The 15,432-nt window shown below is 43.5% G+C and carries 16 protein-coding genes; 12 read left to right on the top strand and 4 right to left on the bottom strand.

What is annotated here, in order from left to right:
• Positions 1-18: 18 nt before the first annotated feature.
• On the top strand, positions 19-2,325 hold the full coding sequence (locus AC0VYT_RS02755) for a RelA/SpoT family protein (protein ID WP_005016224.1): 2,307 nt from the start codon (positions 19-21) through the stop codon (positions 2,323-2,325).
• A 79-nt stretch (positions 2,326-2,404) separates the two neighbouring features.
• On the opposite strand, the gene AC0VYT_RS02760 is transcribed toward AC0VYT_RS02755, so the two are convergent.
• Entirely contained in the window at positions 2,405-3,181 is a 777-nt protein-coding gene (locus AC0VYT_RS02760; protein ID WP_005016223.1) for an SDR family oxidoreductase, read from the bottom strand.
• A gap of 136 nt (positions 3,182-3,317) precedes the next feature.
• Here AC0VYT_RS02760 and mazG point away from each other — a divergent pair, with 136 nt between their 5' ends.
• The 9 genes from mazG (at position 3,318) to yjgA (ending at position 9,969) form a co-directional block, all read left to right on the top strand.
• A complete protein-coding gene (gene mazG / locus AC0VYT_RS02765) occupies positions 3,318-4,079 on the top strand; it encodes a nucleoside triphosphate pyrophosphohydrolase (protein WP_034430597.1) in 762 nt (253 codons plus the stop codon).
• A 16-nt stretch (positions 4,080-4,095) separates the two neighbouring features.
• Complete coding sequence (locus AC0VYT_RS02770) at positions 4,096-4,512, top strand: ComEA family DNA-binding protein (protein ID WP_005016221.1); 417 nt, start codon at positions 4,096-4,098, stop codon at positions 4,510-4,512.
• 135 nt (positions 4,513-4,647) lie between these two features.
• Positions 4,648-6,099, top strand: a complete 1,452-nt coding sequence (pcnB, locus tag AC0VYT_RS02775; RefSeq protein ID WP_005016220.1) for a polynucleotide adenylyltransferase PcnB — start codon at positions 4,648-4,650, stop codon at positions 6,097-6,099.
• Entirely contained in the window at positions 6,096-6,584 is a 489-nt protein-coding gene (gene folK, locus AC0VYT_RS02780; RefSeq protein WP_005016218.1) for a 2-amino-4-hydroxy-6-hydroxymethyldihydropteridine diphosphokinase, read from the top strand. Before pcnB ends, folK begins: the two co-directional genes overlap by 4 nt.
• Positions 6,585-6,621: 37 nt before the next feature.
• The gene (panB, locus tag AC0VYT_RS02785) at positions 6,622-7,431 is read left to right on the top strand and encodes a 3-methyl-2-oxobutanoate hydroxymethyltransferase (protein WP_005016216.1); all 810 of its coding nucleotides are present in this window, start codon (positions 6,622-6,624) and stop codon (positions 7,429-7,431) included.
• Between the two features lie 3 nt (positions 7,432-7,434).
• A complete protein-coding gene (panC, locus tag AC0VYT_RS02790; protein ID WP_005016212.1) occupies positions 7,435-8,280 on the top strand; it encodes a pantoate--beta-alanine ligase in 846 nt (281 codons plus the stop codon).
• A gap of 32 nt (positions 8,281-8,312) precedes the next feature.
• The gene (gene rapZ / locus AC0VYT_RS02795) at positions 8,313-9,164 is read left to right on the top strand and encodes an RNase adapter RapZ (protein WP_005016211.1); all 852 of its coding nucleotides are present in this window, start codon (positions 8,313-8,315) and stop codon (positions 9,162-9,164) included.
• The gene (locus AC0VYT_RS02800) at positions 9,161-9,430 is read left to right on the top strand and encodes an HPr family phosphocarrier protein (RefSeq protein WP_005016209.1); all 270 of its coding nucleotides are present in this window, start codon (positions 9,161-9,163) and stop codon (positions 9,428-9,430) included. Before rapZ ends, AC0VYT_RS02800 begins: the two co-directional genes overlap by 4 nt.
• Positions 9,431-9,432: 2 nt before the next feature.
• Positions 9,433-9,969, top strand: coding sequence for a ribosome biogenesis factor YjgA (gene yjgA / locus AC0VYT_RS02805; protein WP_005016207.1), 537 nt, complete (start codon positions 9,433-9,435; stop codon positions 9,967-9,969).
• 56 nt (positions 9,970-10,025) lie between these two features.
• Here the strand turns inward: yjgA and AC0VYT_RS02810 are convergent, their stop codons facing one another.
• The 3 genes from AC0VYT_RS02810 to AC0VYT_RS02820 all read right to left on the bottom strand — a co-directional run bounded on the left by AC0VYT_RS02810 (position 10,026) and on the right by AC0VYT_RS02820 (position 12,539).
• Positions 10,026-10,253 carry a DUF2789 family protein gene (locus tag AC0VYT_RS02810; protein ID WP_016801106.1) on the bottom strand — a complete coding sequence of 76 codons (228 nt, stop codon included), beginning with the start codon at positions 10,251-10,253 and terminating at the stop codon, positions 10,026-10,028.
• 142 nt (positions 10,254-10,395) lie between these two features.
• Complete coding sequence (locus AC0VYT_RS02815) at positions 10,396-10,818, bottom strand: DUF1810 domain-containing protein (RefSeq protein WP_005016200.1); 423 nt, start codon at positions 10,816-10,818, stop codon at positions 10,396-10,398.
• 77 nt (positions 10,819-10,895) lie between these two features.
• On the bottom strand, positions 10,896-12,539 hold the full coding sequence (locus tag AC0VYT_RS02820) for an acyl-CoA synthetase (protein WP_005016197.1): 1,644 nt from the start codon (positions 12,537-12,539) through the stop codon (positions 10,896-10,898).
• A gap of 391 nt (positions 12,540-12,930) precedes the next feature.
• Between AC0VYT_RS02820 and thrS the strand changes: the two genes are divergently transcribed.
• Together thrS and infC are read left to right on the top strand one after the other, a co-directional pair.
• Entirely contained in the window at positions 12,931-14,853 is a 1,923-nt protein-coding gene (thrS, locus tag AC0VYT_RS02825; RefSeq protein WP_005016194.1) for a threonine--tRNA ligase, read from the top strand.
• Positions 14,854-14,858: 5 nt separating this feature from the next.
• Positions 14,859-15,410, top strand: a complete 552-nt coding sequence (gene infC / locus AC0VYT_RS02830; protein WP_080548202.1) for a translation initiation factor IF-3 — start codon at positions 14,859-14,861, stop codon at positions 15,408-15,410.
• The last annotated feature ends 22 nt before the right edge of the window (positions 15,411-15,432 follow it).

The following is a 15,432-nucleotide window of genomic DNA, read 5'->3' on the forward strand; positions in this document are numbered from 1 at the left end:
TGTGTATAGGAGAAGGGTATGGTCACAGTACGTGAGCAGCTTCCTGGACGACTAACCGAGTTGTCTGATGAAGCGACTGTCGAGCATGCCGAAGAAGCACAGCTGGATTTAGTCTCATGGCTAGACCGCGTGCGTGATATTCTAGGTGGGGCAGAGCTGAAGCAGCTAGAAGAAGTCGCTCAGCTAACATTAGAAAAAGAGCTGGAAACCAACGTCAATCACCGATCCAACACCTTTTATACCGGTGTGGAAATGGCAGATATTCTGGCGCATCTGCATGTAGATGAAGATACGCTCTCAGCGGCTATGCTGTACCGCAGTGTACGTGAAGGGATTACCAGTCTTGAACTGGTGCAGGAACGATTTGGTGAGAATGTCTATAACCTGGTCAAGGGCACCTTGGCCATGGGTAAACTCTCTGAACTGATTGAAAAGAATAAACGTCTCGAAGATCATTTTAATAATAATCAGCGCGAGCATTTGACCGGCATTTATAAAATGCTGATTTCAGTCACTGAAGATGTGCGTGTGGTGTTGATCAAGCTGGCTGAACGTACGTATGCCTTGCGTGAACTGGCTAAGTCTTCTAAAGAGCGTCAGGAGCGGGTAGCACGGGAAATTCTGACGATTTACTCGCCACTGGCGCACCGTTTGGGCATTGCACAGCTTAAGTGGGAGCTTGAGGATCTGGCATTTCGCTACTTGGCTCCTGAGCGTTATAAAGAAATTGCATCTTTACTCAATGAAAAACGTCTGGAACGTGAACATTATATTCAATTTGTCATCGATAAACTGAAAAATGAACTGGCTGATTACGGGATCGAGGCAGAGATTACCGGCCGTGCCAAACATATTTATTCAATTTACCGTAAAATGAAAAGCAAGAGCTTAAGTTTTGATCAGCTCTATGATATTCGTGCTTTGCGGGTACTCGTGCACAGCGTACCAGAGTGTTATCACGCTCTCGGGATTGTGCATCAAATCTGGCGACATATACCGCATCAGTTCGATGACTATATTACCAACCCTAAAGGCAATGGTTACCGCTCCTTGCATACCGCAGTAATTGCAGAAAATAAGTCTCTAGAGGTTCAAATCCGGACTTATGACATGCATGAAGAAGCTGAGCTTGGTGTATGTTCACACTTTAACTATAAGGAAGGTTCTAAAACCACTGACCATTCCTTTAATCATCGCTTGCATTCTTTACGGGCGGTTCTTGAGCATTATCAGGAACGTAATGAAAGTAGTGGTTATCAGCAGAGTGATGAAACCGAAAATTTTGAGCATATTCAAGAATTTGAGGATTTTGAGAAAATCTATGTCTTTAGCCGTGATGGTGACATTAAAGAATTACCACGGGGTTCGACCGTACTTGATTTTGCCTATCATGTACATACTGAAGTCGGGAACAAATGCTATGCCGCACGGGTCAACCAGCGTTATGTCCCTTTAACCTATAGCCTGAAAACAGGTGAGCAGGTAGAAATTCTTACCAAAAAAGACCGGGAACCGAACCGGGACTGGCTGGTGAATTCGCTAGGTTATATTCGCACCGCGCGAGCACGCGATAAGTTGCGTCACTGGTTCAGACAGCAGGACCGGAGCAAAAATCTTGAAGTGGGGCGTGATCTGCTGAATAAAGAGTTATCGCGTCTGGCAATTCATCCAAAGAGCATTGATTTAAGTGATTATTGCAATCATTTTAACGTTAAAAGTGGTGATGATATTCTGATTGGGCTGGTGAATGGAGACCTGAGCCTGCATGCCCTGATTAATCAGGTGAACCGCCACATGCATCTCGATCAGGACGAGCCTGAGCTGGTACTCAAACCGACACTGAATCCACGTGCCAGTCATACTTTATCGGCGCATGGTATCCTGATCGACGGGCTGGACAATGTCGAGTTGCATATTGCCCAATGCTGTCAGCCAGTACATGGTGAAAGTATTGCGGGCTATATTACCTTAAACCGAGGAGTCAGCATTCATAAGGTGGGATGCCCGGATTATATGCGTATGATCAGTCAAGAGCCTGAGCGTGCAGTTGAAGCAGACTGGGAAATGCAGCCTACTCGTGGTCAGAGTGTGCAGATTGTGGTAGAAGCCTATGACCGTCGTGGTCTGCTTAAAGATCTGACTCAGGTCATCTTTGCAGACCAGATCAATATCCGGCAGGTCAATACTATCTCTGAAGCTGATGGTATTGCCAATATGAAGTTGTTAATTGAGGTTAAAGGGCTGGCACAATTATCACGTTTGCTTGCCCGTTTGGAGCAGCAACCAGGAATTATCAGCGCACGCCGTCTGGTTCAGGGTAATTAGATCTAAAATTTCTGAAAAAATATGCTTCCAGTGAGAAGCATATTTTTATTTTAATCGGTAGAAGTAGAAATTTTTTAATCTATTTTTTCCGGCTTAAAGCTAAATTGGTCAGGCGGTTTATAAATTGCGGGCTGATTTGTGAAAGCTGAAAAAGAAATTTGGTTTTTAGGCCAACTGGCTGATGTGTAGGAGTCAAAAAATTAGTTTTCATATTGGCAAGCTGATAAATTTTTTGAGCAACATCTTCTGATGTCAACGAAATACCCATATTCTGGATGGTGCCGGCATCCATATCTTTTACCATAGCAGTCTGTACAAATAACGGCATAACATCTAAAACACGAATTCCAAATTTTTGCCACTCTACATCAAGCCCTTCGGTAATACCGCGTACTGCAAACTTGCTGGCTGAATAGGAAACCAGGTCAGCCTGTCCATAAATAGCTGAGGCAGAAGAGAGGTTGATCACGCGGGCAAAAGAGGTTGTTTTTAAGTGAGGTAACGCTGCATGGCAACCATTTATTACACCCTTAATATTAATGTCAACTGTACGGTGATGGGCAGAAATTGGTGTATTTTCAAAAGCACCAGAGTATAAAACTCCTGCATTATTAACCAGAATATTGAGCTCTCCAGCCCAGCTAACAAAGTCGTCTAATGCCATGTTCCATTGATGATAGTCAGAAACATCCAGTTGCCCTGCCATTGCATTGGGTCCAAGGGCTTGTGCCAATTGCTGTGCTTGTGCGTAGTTAATATCATACAGACCAACTTTGTAACCCTTCTGGTAGAAGAGCCGTGCAATTGCGGCGCCAATTCCTTGAGCTGCACCACTGATCAATATACTGTGTGTCATACTTATTCTCTTTATTGATATTTTAATTATTAACAATCAGCCTGACTGTTATTGCAGGCCTATCTTAACAAAAGCCACATGATTTGGCACAGGTGAATGTAAAGCAGGACAAAAGATGAAAAATTCAGAGCAGTCAATTAAAGAGCTATTGGCGATTATGCAGGAACTCCGGCAAAAATGCCCATGGGATCGCGAACAAACACCTTTAAGCCTGACACGCTATGCAATTGAAGAAGCTTATGAAGTCGAAGCCGCAGTACGTGAAGGCGATATAAGCGAAATCCGTGATGAACTAGGAGATCTGCTGCTACAGGTAGTATTCCAGGCGCAGATGTACAGTGAACAAGGTGCATTTGATTTTCAGGATGTGGTCCAGGCGATTTCTCAGAAACTTGTGCGTCGTCATCCCCATGTGTTTAAGGCTGAACAATCTGATCGTCTAACTCAAGAAGATGTCAGCCAGCTCTGGCAACAGATTAAGCAGCAGGAAAAACAAGGTAAGCCTGCTGCCCAGCTAAATGAGATCAAGCATGGCCCAGCATTAGTTCAGGCCGAACAAATACAGAAGAATGTGGCAAAAATCGGTTTTGATTTTCCGGATGTAAATAGTGCTTATAGGAAGCTTGAAGAGGAGTTGCTCGAACTGAAAGAGGCGATATATCATCAAAATTCCGATGAAATTATGGATGAGTTTGGCGATTGTCTATTTTCACTGATCAATGTAGGCCGTAAACTTCATGTTTCCAGTGAGATGGCTTTACTTTCAACTATCCATAAATTTAGAACCCGTTTTGCTTTTATCGAGGATCAGGCCATACAGCAACAGCGAACTTTAGAACAGCTGAGTCTGGAAGAAATGGATCAACTCTGGGAGCAAGCTAAACAACAATTAAAATGAAGAGCTCTATATCGTGATGAAAAACAGCAATAAATTTTTCCGGTTAAAAGAAATATTATCTTTAATGTTGGGTTTGCTGGCATGTCTCTGGCTAGCAAGTGCCGGTCAGGTACAGGCACAACAGTTTGATGATTCTTATTTGAAATGGAAAAACCAGCAATTGGATCACGACCGCCGCCTATTGCAGCAAACTGGTTCAATGACGATGTCATCGGGACCAGCAGCCCAGATCAGTACAGAAAAAGTGAGCCTGAACCGTGGCAGTGCTGATCAGTTACAGCAGGTACTGAGTGGCGTGGGCGAAAAGAAAGCTCAGGCAATTGTGGAATATCGTAACAAAAATGGAAAATTCAATAGCATCGAAGATTTGCAGAAGGTCAAAGGCATTGGGCCCAAGCTATTTGAAAAAAATAAATCGCGTCTGACATTGTAAGTTGTTACGCTAGTTGATATAAGAACTCAACAAACAATAGGGCAATATTGAGATTCAAATTGCCCTTTAATCATGTTGGAGCTATGATTACAGCATCTTAGCAAATTTACGTCCTGACGTAGGAGACAGCGTCTTTTGCAAACTTTGCACGCGTCAAAATGTGGTTTATCAACCACTCAATTACCTTCTTCTATTTTAGATGTTATCGAAAGTTTAACCAAGGCCGGTTATGAAGCTTATATCGTTGGTGGCGGTGTAAGAGACCTGATGCTGGGGTTAAACCCTAAAGATTTCGATGCTGTAACCAATGCAACTCCTTCACAGATCAAGGATGTATTTGGGCGTCGCTGCCGTATTATTGGCCGCCGTTTTGAATTGGCTCATGTGTATTCTGGCCGTGAACTGATTGAAGTGGCAACTTTTCGTGCTCCTCCTAAAAAAGCTGTGACCAGTGCCTCAGGCATGATCCTGCGTGATAATAACTGGGGCAGTATCGAACAAGACTTTTCCCGCCGTGATTTTTCTATTAACGCCCTGTATTATCAGCCGCATAAAGGTATTGTGCTTGATTTTTGTGATGCGGTTCAGGATATCAAAAATAAAACCTTGCGTTTGCTTGGTGATCCGGTACAGCGTTTTGAAGAAGATCCAGTACGGATGCTACGCACTTTGCGTTTTGCAGCTAAACTGAATTTCAAAATTGATCCAGCTATTCTGAAAATTTTTACAGCCGAGCTGGCACAACTGCTCCGTGATGTGTCTCCGCACCGTTTGTATGACGAATCACAAAAGCTGTTTACTATGGGGCATCTGGCACGTGTGCTACCGATGCTTATTGATTTTGATATCTGGAAGCAGTTATTTGCAGATATCCGCCCGAATATTACTGCCTTTATAGAGTTGGCTGCGAAAAATACTGATCATCGTATTCAGATCGGTAAAACTATTAATCCAGCATTCTTCTATGCTGTACTACTTTGGGAGCCCTTCCTGGAGCGCTATGAGTTTTATAGCGGTAAGGGTATTGTCGCTGCTGAGGCGCGTGCTCAGGCTGGGCTGGATGTACTTAAGCGTCAAGCCACACGTACTGTTATTCCACGTTTTGCAGAAACCTTTATTCGTGAAGTCTGGGAAATGCAGAGCCGGTTGCTAAATCCGAAACCTCAGCAAATTGAAGCCTTGGCCAGCCATGCGCGTTTCCGTGCCGGCTTTGACTTTTTATTATTGCGTGAGAAGGCAGGGGACCCAACGACTCAGGGAATGGGGCAATGGTGGGATGCTTACCAGAATATGGGAGCTGATGAAAAAGAAAAAACTATTAGTCAGTATAACCGGCAGCGTGCCAAGAATCGCCGTAAACAGAACGAAGATGTACTGGATGAAGTAAAGCACCTGGAAATTGAACCCTTAGTCGATATCCCCGAACCGCGTAGCCGACGTGCTAGAAAAGCACGTAAGCCGGAGGTTGATCATGAAGCGGTTAAAGCAGCAGAATCTGTGGGAGACTTCAATAGTGATCATCCGATTATGAAGCGCAAACGGGTAAAGCGTGACCTCAGTCAAGTGGTATTTGGACCAACACAATGAGTACCATTGCTTATATTGGCCTAGGCAGCAATCTCGGTGACTCACGCCAGATTTTAACTCAAGCTGTATCAAGACTTAGTACCTTGGGGCCGGTAAAAGTTTCCAGGTTATATCAGAGTCCGCCTATGGGGCCTCAAGACCAGCCGCATTATTATAATGCCGTAGCACAGCTTGAAACTGTGCTTGAGCCTTTGCCTCTATTAGATCAGTTGCAAGCTTTTGAGCAGGAAGCCGGGCGGGTGCGTCTACGCCGGTGGGGCGAGCGGACACTAGATTTGGATCTTTTGCTTTATGGTCAGCAGTCTATACAACATGAACGGCTGAATGTGCCACATATTGGACTGCTGGAGCGGGATTTTGTTGTTATTCCACTGCTTGATCTGGATGTGAGTCTCAGCGTAAATGGACAGCTACTTCAACAACTGGATTTGGTCCAGCAATCAGAACTTACTGTTTTGGCCGATGAACAATGGGCCAGCATTTAATCTATATATTTAAGATACTGTGCAAGAGGATATCTTCATGATTAGTCTGAGTGATTTAAGACAGTTCAAAGCTCAGGGGCGTAAATTTTCTTGCCTGACTTGCTATGATTCCAGTATGGCAAAAGCCATGGAGCTTGCTGAAATTGATTCTATTCTGATTGGTGATTCACTGGGAATGACAGTTCAGGGTCATGACTCAACATTACCGGTACTGGTTGAAGATATGGCTTATCATACTGCCGCAGTGCGTCGTGGTAATCAGCATGCCATGATTATGACTGATCTTCCTTTTATGAGTTACGCCACTCTGGAAGATGCGCTCAAAAATGCTCGCATCGTAATGCAGGCCGGTGCTCAGATGGTCAAAATTGAAGGTGGGGCATGGTTATCTGAAACGGTACAGAATCTGACCCGTAATGGTATTCCAGTTTGTGTACATCTTGGTCTAACGCCGCAGTCTGTTCATGTTCTAGGTGGCTACAAGTTACAGGCAAAAAGTCGTGAAGCCGCTGATCAGCTAATTGCTGACTGTAGAGCAGTAGTTGAAGCAGGGGCAGCGGTATTATTACTTGAATGTGTGCCTGCCCAGCTGGGTAAAGAAATTACTGAACTGTTTCCGCATACTCCAGTGATCGGTATTGGTGCTGGTGCAGAGACGGATGGCCAGGTATTGGTCGTACAGGATATGTTGGGACTGTCTTTTGGGCGTGTAGCACGCTTTGTGCGTAATTTTATGAAAGAGCAAAGTGGTGAAACTGCAATTCTGGATGCTTTCAAGGCCTACCATCAGGCAGTACAGAATCAGTCTTTTCCAGCTAGAGAACATACTTTCCAGGTTGAGTTGTAATTTATGAAAACTGAAGTGACCATTCAAGGATTAAGTGCCTCTCTAAATCCTGCTCGTACAGCGCGTAAAATTATCGGTTTTGTACCGACTATGGGAAATTTACACGAAGGTCATCTGAATTTAGTGCGTGAGGCACGTAAATTATGTGATGTTGTTGTCGTCAGTATTTTCGTAAATCCAATCCAGTTTGGACCGAATGAAGATTTCGAAAATTATCCGCGTACCCTGGAGCAGGATAGTCACCTGCTGGCAGATGCTGGCTGCGATATAATTTTTGCACCAAGTGTAGAGCAAATGTATGGTTCACAACCTCGTCTGACCAATATTAGCGTGGGTAAAATTACGGATGATCTGTGTGGGAAATCACGTCCGGGTCACTTCGATGGTGTAGCTGTAGTCGTAACCAAGCTGTTTAATATAGTACAGCCGAATTATGCATTTTTTGGCCAGAAAGATTATCAGCAATTGGCAGTCATTCGCCAGCTGGTACGTGATTTGAATTTGCCTCTCGAGGTCATTGGAGTGCCAATTACCCGAGCTGCAGATGGACTGGCTTTGAGTTCACGTAATGGTTATCTGAGTACTGAAGAACGTCAGCTTGCTCCGTCAATTTATCAAAGTTTAAAAAATGCTGAACTCGAGTTACAGCAGGGCCAAGCTTTGTCACAAGTGTTAGATCATGTGAAAAGTCAATTGACACAGGCGGGTCTGGTTGTGGAGTATGTAGAGGCGCGCACGCCTGAGCTCCAGGCTGTACATGAGTTTAATCAGAGTCTTGTATTGTTTGTAGCAGCCAAGCTTGGAAATACACGTCTGATTGACAACTTGCAGGTCAATTATTCTCACTGAAGCATAAAGATATAATAAGGACAGTTATTGCCATGAAGCGTATTTTGATCGTGACAGGACAATCCGGTTCAGGAAAATCATCTGCATTGCAGGTTCTTGAAGATTTGGGTTATTACTGTATCGACAACCTGCCATTGGCATTGCTGACAGAAATTGTTTTAAAATTAGATCGTGAAAATAATCTTGAGCAGCTGGCACTTGGTGTAGATGTACGTAGTACCCGGGCCGATTTACAAGAATTTGATCAGGTTTTTGAGCAGTTACAACAGCATGGGTCAGTTGATGTCATTTATCTGACTACACAGGATCAGGAACTGATTGCGCGATTTAGTGCTTCACGACGTCCGCATCCTTTGGCGAGCCGGTTTAAGAGCCTGAATGAATGTATTCAGGAAGAGAAACAGCTGCTCATGCCTATTCAGTTTCGTGCCACTGTACATATTGATACGACTGATAAAAGTGTACATGACCTGAAACACACCTTGCTTTCAAAATTGGGGCAAGCTAACCGTTTAATCCTGATTTTACAGTCATTCGGTTATAAGCATGGTATTCCATTAGACGCAGATTATGTATTTGATGTAAGGCATTTGCCCAACCCGCATTGGGACCTGGAATTACGCAAGTATTCGGGACTGGATGAGCCGGTAAGAAAATTCCTTGAATCAAGTGATCAACCCAATGAGATGTTCTTGGATATTTACCACTTTCTCAACAAGTGGCTCCCGGCCTTCGCCAAAGGCCATCGTCATTATATGACAGTATCAATCGGATGTACGGGTGGGCAACATCGTTCAGTTTATATCGTGGATAGACTAAAAAAATCGCTTGAGGCACAATGGTCTATTCAGGTCTTACATAGAGAAATGAAGCACTGGTCATGATTGATACAACAGTTGACGTAATTAACAAACTAGGTTTACATGCGCGTGCATCAGGTAAGTTGATTGAGGTTACGACCAAGTTTCGTTCTTCAATTCAGATCGGTAAAAATGATAAACTGATTGATGCAAAAAATATTATGTCCTTACTCATGCTTGGTGCAGGTAAGGGTACTACTTTGCGAATTGTGATTGACGGTCCGGATGAAGAAAAAGCTTTATCGGAAATTCAGGCATTATTTGCAGCAAAATTTTATGAGGCTGAATAACTGTGGCGCGTCGTCCAACACGTTTTACTGAAGAAGACTTTGAAGTTTTAGAGGGACGTGCAAGTAAAACTGAACAAAAAAAAGCAGTTCAGCGCATGGCTGCTTTAGGTGCACAACTGGCAGAGCTGCCACGTAAGCAAATTGAGAAGCTGCCGGTAGAAGAGCGTTTAATAGACGCTTTACTGGAAGTTGAATCAATAACTTCACATGAAGCCCGTCGGCGTCAATTCCAGCGGATCGGTAAGCTGCTGCGTAATGAAGATGAAACCATGATTCTCTCTTACCTGACGCCACAGCAAGGTGCAAAAAAACAGGCACAGCTCATGCGTTGGGTAGACCGTATTATTGACCAGGGTGATCCGGTTATTAATGAGTTTGTAAAACTTTATAATGCTGCTGAACGCCATACTTTACGTCAACATCTGCTGCGAATTCAGCGTGATGTTGCCAAGCAGGTAAGTGAAGAAGAATTGCTTGAATCTAAAAACAAACTGGTCAACTATATCCAGCAGGTTGCTTTAATCTCGGATCAGAGATAACACAGTTAAGCAAAAGCGGTATATATGCCGCTTTTTTATTATAATCACTGAATGCATTATAATTTTTTAACTGAATCTTCATGCAGTGATTCATTGAGCTGGTCAATGACAATGGCCCAGTCATCGTCTGACTTCATGTGTTCCCGAATAAACTGGCTTTGTGCAGTGGTCCAGAAATTAGCTTCACTGATATAGACAGGAGCAGCCAGTTGATGCTGTTCAATAAATTGAGCAATAGCTGCTTCAGAAGAATCAAGCCCGAGCTGCTGAAATAAATGGGTCATGCGCGTAGTAGTTTTACTGCTCACTGCTATTCTCCTTATGTAAATAGGATTTTTATAGTATTTAAAATAATGAAATAGATAAAGTTTAATAATTTATCTAACTTGCTATGTATATAACTATATAGAGATTTATATCTTTACTTCAAGAATGAGATAAAAGCTGCAACGTTCGCTGATCTTCAGCTCCCTGAAAATATTTATCTAGCAAAACTTGAAATAAAGGATTTTTGTGCTCACTGGCTCTCTTGAACACTGTTAAAGAGGATTTTAATTTCATGTCATCAGGCGAGCCGAAAATTATATGAATATCTGTTTCAGATAAGTCAGCTAGAACTTGGCAGAGTTCCAGATAACGCTGGCCCAAAATTGGATGACGCAGAAAAGCTTGGGCTTCTTCCAGGTTATTGATACCGTAATAGGTCGCGGCATGGCTATGCCCTAATCCTTTAAGCTGTGGAAAGATAAACCACATCCAGTGGCTGCGCTTATGTCCGGTTCTAAGCTCATCCAGTGCTTGATTATAATATTGTGCCTGAGCTTGTATAAAACGGTTTAAATCCGCCATTTTACTTACTCCTATTTTTAATGGAAGCCAGCAGTTAAGCTGGCTGGTATGGAGTACGTCATTTAGAATTGGCTATTTTAGCCAAATTCACCTACTGAGCGCTCCTTGGCCCATTCACGTAAAATAAATTTTTGCAATTTTCCGGTGGAGGTCTTCGGAATATCAGTGATGATGATCTCTTTAGGCACCTTGAAGCGGGCTAGTCCCTGTTTACAGTGTTCAGTAAGTTCTTCCGCAGAAATACTTATACCCTCTTTTAACTCCACAAAAGCACAGGGTACTTCCTGCCAGCGTGGGTCCGGTTTGGCAACTACTGCAGCAGTTAGCACTGCCGGATGCTGATAAAGCACCTCTTCAACCTCAAGTGATGAAATATTTTCTCCGCCCGAAATAATTACATCCTTGGCACGATCAGTAATCTTGGCATAGCCATCAGGCTGACATACGGCGAGATCACCGGTATGGAACCAGCCCCCTTTAAACGCCTCTGCTGTTGCTTCCGGATTTTTTAAATAACCCTTCATGACAATATTACCGCGGAACATGATTTCCCCCATGCTCTGTCCATCATTTGGCACAGGTAGCATGGTTTCTGGGTCAAGTACCTTCATACCATCTTGAAGCGGATATGGAACACCTTGACGTGAATGTAATTGTGCCTGCTCCTGTATGGTCAGGTCACTCCAGCCTGCCTGTGATGCACAAAGTGCAGATGGGCCATAAGTTTCTGTCAATCCGTAAACATGCGTAACATTGATACCAATATTACGCATGCCTTCAATAATTGCAGCAGGTGGCGCAGCACCAGCCACCATGACTTCAACGCGATGATCAAAATAAGTTCGTTTCTCTGCTGGTGTATTGATCAGCATGGAAAGCACTATTGGAGCTCCACAGAAATAATCCACCTTATGCTCGGCAATCAGTTTAAAGATCAGTTCTGGGTCAACTTTGCGCAGGCAGACATTGGTCCCACCATTTGCTGCCATGGTCCAGGCAAAACACCAGCCATTACAGTGAAATAAGGGCAGGGTCCATAAATACGTTGCACGTGGCGTCATGCCACAGGCAATGATATTACTTGCAGCATTGATATACGCACCGCGATGATGATAAACCACTCCCTTGGGGTTGCCGGTAGTGCCTGAGGTATAGTTCAGACTAATAGCATCCCATTCATCTTGCGGTAGATGCCATTCAAAATCAGCATTGCCTTCAGTCAGCCAGTCTTCATATTCAATTTCACCAATCGGTGCATTAAAGCAGTTTTCATATTCGGCATCATCCACATCTATGACATAAATATCTTGTGAAACCAGTGCCAGCGCTTCTTTTGCTAAAGTAGAAAACTCAGGGTCGACCAGTAAAACTTTACTCTCTGCATGTTCGAGCATAAAGGCTAAAGTTTTGGCATCCAGGCGGGTATTTAAGGTGTTCAGAACTGCCCCTGCCATTGGTACAGCAAAATGTGCCTCAATCATCGCAGGCACATTTGGCAAAAGCACCGATACAGTATCGTTTTTCTGGATACCCAGCTTTTGCAGCTGATCGGCAAACTGCCGACAGCGCTGATAGGTTTCCCGCCAGCTGATCTGGCGTGAACCATGAATAATCGCTGCCTGATGAGGGTAGATATATGCTGCACGTTCTAGATAACGTAGAGGAGAAAGTGCCACGAAATTTGCAGGGGTGCGCGGTAATTCATCATAAGCACTCACCATTTTTATAACTCCCTTTCATCATTGTTTTATTCTTTCAGCTTATGAAAAGATAGGTCTTTCAGGTCCGGACTTCATTTATGCTTTAGTCTTAGTTCCTGTTTAATTGCTATATAAATCAAATATTTAATTTTGATTCTAAAACTAAAATATTATTCTTTCAAATTATGGTGAAAGCTGTTTTGTAGGTTCAGTTCATTATGTACAATAAACTAAATCACTCACAATACAGGATTTTATCGTTTTTGCTGTTTCTTCATAAAGCCAAGACGTGTAAAATTCTTAACGAAATTTGTTCTATCCACCGTTTTTATATTTTTGAGGTTTTCCTCGATCATAATCTCGCGGTGAAATGCCCTATGGTACGGGGCATCACTCCTTAAGGATTCATTTTATGCCAATTATCACGTTGCCAAACGGCGATCAAAAACAATTCGATCAAGCTGTTTCTGTTATGGACGTTGCCCAAAGCATTGGACCCGGGCTTGCAAAAAATACAGTTGCCGGTCGTGTAAACGGTCAACTGGTTGATGCTTCTGACCTCATTACAGAAGATGCAACCTTGCAAATCATTACCCCGAAAGATGAAGAAGGCGTCGAGATTATCCGTCATTCTTGCGCACATTTAGTGGGTCATGCAGTTAAGCAGCTGTTTCCAGAAGCGAAAATGGTGATTGGTCCGGTCATTGAAGAAGGTTTCTACTACGACATCTGGATGCCACGTCCGTTTACTCTGGATGATATGGCAGCGATTGAAGAGCGTATGAAAAAGCTCATCGATCAGGATTATGATGTCATCAAGAAAATGACCCCCCGTGATGAAGTAATTGCTGAATTTACTGCACGCGGAGAAGAGTATAAATTACGTCTGATTGCAGACATGCCAGAAGAAACCCAGATGGGGCTGTATTATCATCAGGACTATCTGGATATGTGCCGTGGACCACATGTACCTAATACCAAATTCTTGAAATCATTCAAACTGACTAAAATCTCTGGCGCTTACTGGCGTGGAGATGCCAAGAATGAACAGCTGCAACGTATCTATGGTACTGCATGGGCAGACAAGAAACAGCTTGCGGCTTATATCAAGCGTATTGAAGAAGCTGAAAAGCGTGATCACCGTAAAATCGGTAAAGCGCTCGATCTGTTCCATATGCAGGAAGAGGCACCAGGCATGGTGTTCTGGCACCCGAATGGCTGGACTATTTACCAGGTTCTTGAGCAGTACATGCGTAAAGTACAGCAGGATAATGGCTATCTAGAAATCAAGACTCCACAGATCGTAGACTTTACACTCTGGGAAAAATCGGGTCATGCGGCTAACTATGCCGACAATATGTTTACGACCCACTCTGAAAGCCGTAACTATGCCGTAAAGCCAATGAACTGCCCATGTCATGTTCAGGTGTTTAATCAGGGCCTGAAATCTTATCGTGACCTGCCGATCCGTCTGGCTGAATTTGGTTCGTGCCACCGTAACGAGCCGTCTGGTTCACTTCATGGTATTATGCGTGTTCGCGGCTTTACTCAAGATGATGCACATATCTTCTGTACCAAAGAGCAGATCGGGCCTGAAGTTGCAGACTTCATCAAATTGACTCTGGACGTCTATAAAGATTTCGGTTTTGAAGATGTACAGATGAAGCTGTCTACACGTCCAGAAAAACGTGTAGGTGATGATGCACTTTGGGACATGGCTGAAAAATCTCTGGCAGATGCACTCGATGCGGCAGGTTTAGAATGGGAGCTACAACCGGGTGAGGGTGCATTCTATGGTCCGAAGATTGAATTCTCACTGAAAGACTGCTTAGGCCGTGTCTGGCAATGTGGTACAATCCAGTGTGACTTTAATTTACCAGAACGTTTAGATGCTTCATTTGTGACTGAAGATAATGAACGTGATCAGCCGGTTATGTTACATCGTGCAATTCTTGGCAGTTTTGAACGTTTTATTGGTATACTTATTGAACATTATGCGGGCTTTATGCCACCTTGGCTTGCGCCAGTTCAAGCATGTGTCATGAACATTACCGATTCTCAGGCACAGGCCTGCGAGCAGGTAGTGGCCAAACTTAAGGAAAACGGAATTCGTGCAATTTCTGACTTGAGAAATGAGAAAATCGGCTTTAAGATTCGTGAACGTACACTTGAGCGCATTCCTTACTTGCTGGTTCTAGGTGATCGGGAAGTAGAGGAAGGTACGGTCAACGTGCGTACCCGCTCAGGAAAAAATTTAGGTACTATGTCTATTGATGCCTTCAATGACCTAGTGAAAGTAGCCGTAGCCGAACGCGGCCGGTATATTGTGGAGTAATAAAGATTAAACAGCCTGACCGTAACCAGCAACAAGGTGCTAAGAGTAACCGTCCTGCCATTAATGACGAGATCCGTGCGAAAGAAGTACGCCTCGTTGCTGCGGATGGTGAACAAAAAGGAATCGTTTCACTTGCTGAAGCGTTGCGTGCTGCAGAAGAATCAGATCTTGACCTGGTCGAGATCGTTGCTAATGCAGAACCGCCTGTTTGTAAAATCATGGATTACAACAAGCACTTGTTTGACCTAAAGCAAAAGCAAAAAGATGCAAAGAAAAAACAGCATCAGGTGCAAGTCAAAGAGATCAAGTTGCGTCCAGCTACTGATGTTGGTGATTACCAAGTTAAATTGCGTGCAATTATCAAGTTCTTGGAAGAAGGAAATAAAGTAAAGATTACTTTACGTTTCCGTGGCCGTGAGATGGCTCACCAGCAACTTGGTTTGGCTCAATTGCAAAAGATTGAAGCAGATGTCGCTGAAATTGGTGTAGTTGAACAGGCACCAAAAATGGAAGGCCGTCAAATGGGTATGTTACTTGGACCGAAAAAGAAAAAGTAATTATCTCATATCAAAAAGCACC

Source organism: Acinetobacter sp. QJM3NY_42, from assembly GCF_056173745.1.

Excerpts from the sequence above, each read along its gene's own strand:
- rapZ (WP_005016211.1), top strand. The coding sequence starts at position 8,313 with ATGAAGCGTATTTTGATCGTGACAGGACAATCCGGTTCAGGAAAATCA.
- AC0VYT_RS02810 (WP_016801106.1), bottom strand. The coding sequence starts at position 10,253 with ATGACCCATTTATTTCAGCAGCTCGGGCTTGATTCTTCTGAAGCAGCT.
- AC0VYT_RS02820 (WP_005016197.1), bottom strand. The coding sequence starts at position 12,539 with ATGGTGAGTGCTTATGATGAATTACCGCGCACCCCTGCAAATTTCGTG.
- AC0VYT_RS02800 (WP_005016209.1), top strand. The coding sequence starts at position 9,161 with ATGATTGATACAACAGTTGACGTAATTAACAAACTAGGTTTACATGCG.
- AC0VYT_RS02815 (WP_005016200.1), bottom strand. The coding sequence starts at position 10,818 with ATGGCGGATTTAAACCGTTTTATACAAGCTCAGGCACAATATTATAAT.
- thrS (WP_005016194.1), top strand. The coding sequence starts at position 12,931 with ATGCCAATTATCACGTTGCCAAACGGCGATCAAAAACAATTCGATCAA.
- AC0VYT_RS02760 (WP_005016223.1), bottom strand. The coding sequence starts at position 3,181 with ATGACACACAGTATATTGATCAGTGGTGCAGCTCAAGGAATTGGCGCC.
- panC (WP_005016212.1), top strand. The coding sequence starts at position 7,435 with ATGAAAACTGAAGTGACCATTCAAGGATTAAGTGCCTCTCTAAATCCT.
- panB (WP_005016216.1), top strand. The coding sequence starts at position 6,622 with ATGATTAGTCTGAGTGATTTAAGACAGTTCAAAGCTCAGGGGCGTAAA.
- AC0VYT_RS02770 (WP_005016221.1), top strand. The coding sequence starts at position 4,096 with ATGAAAAACAGCAATAAATTTTTCCGGTTAAAAGAAATATTATCTTTA.
- folK (WP_005016218.1), top strand. The coding sequence starts at position 6,096 with ATGAGTACCATTGCTTATATTGGCCTAGGCAGCAATCTCGGTGACTCA.
- AC0VYT_RS02755 (WP_005016224.1), top strand. The coding sequence starts at position 19 with ATGGTCACAGTACGTGAGCAGCTTCCTGGACGACTAACCGAGTTGTCT.